This window comes from Novosphingobium cyanobacteriorum, assembly GCF_029436685.1.
GTDB classification, from domain to species: domain Bacteria; phylum Pseudomonadota; class Alphaproteobacteria; order Sphingomonadales; family Sphingomonadaceae; genus Novosphingobium; species Novosphingobium cyanobacteriorum.
The window spans coordinates 1-3352 of the sequence record NZ_JAROCY010000060.1; the positions used below are offsets into that span (position 1 = coordinate 1).

The 3352-nt window shown below is 59.1% G+C and carries 4 protein-coding genes; 1 reads left to right on the forward strand and 3 read right to left on the reverse strand.

The window, feature by feature from the left end:
• Window positions 1-99: 99 nt before the first annotated feature.
• From POM99_RS22110 to POM99_RS22120, 3 genes are read right to left on the reverse strand one after another with little or no spacing between them, the layout of a single operon-like run.
• Entirely contained in the window at window positions 100-687 is a 588-nt protein-coding gene (locus POM99_RS22110; protein WP_277280967.1) for a hypothetical protein, read from the reverse strand.
• A gap of 49 nt (window positions 688-736) precedes the next feature.
• Complete coding sequence (locus POM99_RS22115; RefSeq protein ID WP_277280968.1) at window positions 737-1357, reverse strand: thermonuclease family protein; 621 nt, start codon at window positions 1355-1357, stop codon at window positions 737-739.
• Window positions 1354-2445: a tetratricopeptide repeat protein gene (locus POM99_RS22120; RefSeq protein ID WP_277280970.1), complete on the reverse strand. Its 1092-nt coding sequence runs from the start codon at window positions 2443-2445 to the stop codon at window positions 1354-1356. The genes POM99_RS22115 and POM99_RS22120 overlap by 4 nt, the downstream gene beginning before the upstream one ends.
• Before the next feature lie 121 nt (window positions 2446-2566).
• Between POM99_RS22120 and POM99_RS22125 the strand changes: the two genes are divergently transcribed.
• The gene (locus POM99_RS22125; protein WP_277280971.1) at window positions 2567-3268 is read left to right on the forward strand and encodes a DUF6946 family protein; all 702 of its coding nucleotides are present in this window, start codon (window positions 2567-2569) and stop codon (window positions 3266-3268) included.
• Window positions 3269-3352: the final 84 nt, after the last annotated feature.

Below are 3352 nucleotides of genomic sequence, written 5' to 3' on the forward strand. Positions count from 1 at the left end.
GACGGCGCGCGACGGCATGCGCGGGCCCCTCCCATGGACTACCGGGATAACCGCCTGCCAGACCGATAGGGGGGTCAGTTTTACGCGCCGATCAGGGGGTCAACTTTGAACGCCGATTGACATCTCGTTGTAGCGGCTGCGGACAGCCGGGTCCGTGAGCATGGAAAATGAAGTAGGGAGATAGGCCCTCAGCGTAGCCGGAATCAGATTGGCGTCGAACAATGGGTGGGCCAGGGCGAAAGAAGCGTTACCCGGAACGCTGGCGATCGCCCGGCTGACGTCGGCATGCGCCAGGTACTGTTGGTTGCTGTCCGTGATGGCGCGGATCTTGGTGTCCACCTCACGGAGACGTTCCTTATCGGAATCAATGAGCTCCGCGAGATGCTGGTTCACGAAAGCCAGCAAATCGTCGCGTAATGTCTGAGCGGACTTGGCAGTCAGGCCTGACAGAGCATCGACGCGGCCCTTCGACCGGATTTCAACCGTGTGCCAGAGCAGCGCCTTGCTCGACCAAACCTCTGCGACATCGAGGCAGGGAATGTCGTCGTCAGCCCCCAACTGCAGTCGAATGCGGTCCGATGAGGAGGCACTGAGGACCAGCTTCCAGCTCTCTGAAAGGAAGATGCGCGCCCACAGGCTGGGCCGATAAGTTCGGGATCGTCCAATCATCAACGCAATCGCTGCCACAGTACCCGCCGTTCGTCACGTGAGCAGCTGAAGCTTTTTCCTTTCCGATCTAAAGCAGTTTCCCCTGCGCTTCTGCAGATTTGCGCTGCTGACGCTGTCGTCTCTTGAAACTCCACGGGGCTTCAGGATTCTCCATCTGCCAAAGCCCGCGCCGATTTTCCCGCGCATCTTCCTGCGCCTCGAAGTACTCGTCTTCCCGTTCGAAGCTGTATTGCTCGACAACCCAAGCCCAGCCGTTCACGATCATTTCGAGCTCGATGTTACGCGTCACCGGACGGGGCCGCTTCACCAAACCGCTGCCGCACTTGCCTTGATGGTAATAGTCAATCCTTCCAGCCTCCATCTGCTCGGTCAGGAAGCCGACGCAGAGCAGACGCTTGTAGGGGTCGATTGGCATGTAGCCCGTCGATTCCTTGCCAACCGGATCAAGCCTTAGCTCCTTGCCTGCGATGAGCCCCGCAAGAAAATCCCTCGCTTCGGGACCACAAGGCTGTCCCATCTCTGGTGCATCGATGAAGGCGAAGCGAAAGGGTATGCGCTCGACCCAAGTCTCGCGGAACGGATGCCATACGTTGGCAAGGAAGCCGTCACCGTCGAATACCTTGAGCACAGAGGCCTTCAAGACCTCATCCTGACCTGCCGAGCCAGGATCGTCTGGCACGATAATCACGCAAGCCTAGCCTTTGTGACCTGGCCTTGTCCGCGCTCGCGAGACTCCCGTCGGCCCAGCAACCAGGCGAACCTCTCGGGGTCTTCAGCGATAAGATAGTCGCAAATCCGCTGCCGCTCTTGCGAGGGCAATCGCACCAGCAGAGATCGCAAATCTTGGTCAATGGCCTTCCGTGACGCGCCCATCTGCTCGGCCTTGGCGTACCAATCATGCCCTCCCGCAACATCACCGCGCTCGAGCAACACAGCCCCCAGTAGCGTGCAGGGTCGGTAATCTGCGAGCGTGAGGCTGTGGGCCTGTCGTCCAAGCGCTTCTGCTTCTTCAAGCCGCCGCAAATCGCGCATCGCCCCGCCGCGGGTCGTGGAGAGGGCTGATTGCAGCTTCGGCGAGAGGGAAGTTCGTTCCATCGCCTTTCCGGTCAAAGACAGAGCTCGCTCGGCTTCACCCGCTTTGCGCCAATGTCCACTGGCATTGACCGCGTTCCAGGCGTCACCCGTGCGCTCCCAGGCTTCGGTTAGCGCTTGGGCCTCTAAGCGATGCCACGCCTTCTGCAGCTCATCGGTCCAGCAGTATTCGGCCTCGGTCTTGAGCCATGCGAGATCCCCGACTTTGAGGCGTTGCCCGTTGGCGACTTGCCTGAGAAGGGCCATCGCACGCGGATAATCTTCGCTTTCGATATATCCCACGCCGAAGCGCTGTCGCAGTTCCTTGGCCTCTCGCTTTCGGCGGAGCGTCGGGTCGTTCGCCATGGCGGCAAAGGTAGCCTTGACTGCAGCAGCCTTGGCCTCAGCGCGTTCTGAAAATTCTGCCGCATCCTTCAGGGCCTTGACCGCAGCCTCCTCAATGCGCGCTGCCTGCTCCTGCTCGGCCGCCGCCCGAAACTCTCCCAAGGTTGTCTTACCGTCGGCCAAAGTGATGAGCGCATGCAGGCCTGACATGCCGAGAAACTGCCGCTGTAGGGCAGTCACCTGCTCACCTGCGTCAATCTTCAAGAGAATCCCGTTCAACCGGGCGCCCAGTTGAGTGGCGCCGGGGAGGTCGTCGAGAAAATAGCGTTCCGCTAGGTCGGCGTGCAGATATCGTGTCATGGCCCTATTCTACGTTCATGGTCCTGCGCGCCGAAGTTATCGCCAATTCCGATCTCGTGCGACTTTCTATGTGGCACGCTGGCCTTTTGGATCTCTTAACAGCTCAAGGCGAGCTCGTCGTATGACCGTGGGCCTATTGTCTGCTGTTGACATAGTGCTGGAAGAAAAGAAGCTCTGTGCCATGCAAAGTGAATCGACCATCCGCCGCCTGCATGTCCCGGTGTTGCGACCCGAAGACGTGATCCATCACCTCGGATCTCCAACGCATTGGCAGCCAGGTCGTTCTGCCAAATCAGCGGCCGATCTCTGGTTTTCTGCGAACGGGCTTCCGCCTTCAGTGAAATCGGCTCTCGATCATGACCCCGCGTTCAAGGGAGCCACATTGGTCGATGCGTTTTTTGAGCGCCCGGTCGACCTTGGTGATGGTCAGCGACCGAGCCAGACCGATCTCATGGCGATTCTTCGTCTTGATGGGCGTCTTGGCGTTCTGGCCGTCGAGGCGAAAGTGGACGAGCCTTTCGGTCCAACAGTCCACGAATGGCTTTCAGAGGCAAAAGGGGATGCAACCGCACGCCCGGCACGCCTGGAGCGGCTATGCCGAATTCTCGATCTCGATCCGTCGACGGTCGGGACAATCCGATACCAACTCATCCACCGCACGGCCTCCGCTGTCATCGAAGCCCAACGCTATTGCTCGCGCGATGCAGCGATGATCGTTCAGAGCTTTTGCCCCAAGCGCTCTTGGGTTGACGATTACCGGGCCTTTGCCGTGGCCCTGGGCTTTCTAGGTTGTGTTGACAAAGAGGATTCCCAAATCGCGTAAGTTCTGATTCATGGTAGTTTTTGAGGAGGCTACCTTGATCCGTGGTTTGATGAGCGATGAGGAATGGGCCTTTCTTAAACCGTT

Excerpts from the sequence above, each read along its gene's own strand:
- POM99_RS22125 (WP_277280971.1), top strand. The coding sequence starts at position 2,567 with ATGACCGTGGGCCTATTGTCTGCTGTTGACATAGTGCTGGAAGAAAAG.
- POM99_RS22120 (WP_277280970.1), bottom strand. The coding sequence starts at position 2,445 with ATGACACGATATCTGCACGCCGACCTAGCGGAACGCTATTTTCTCGAC.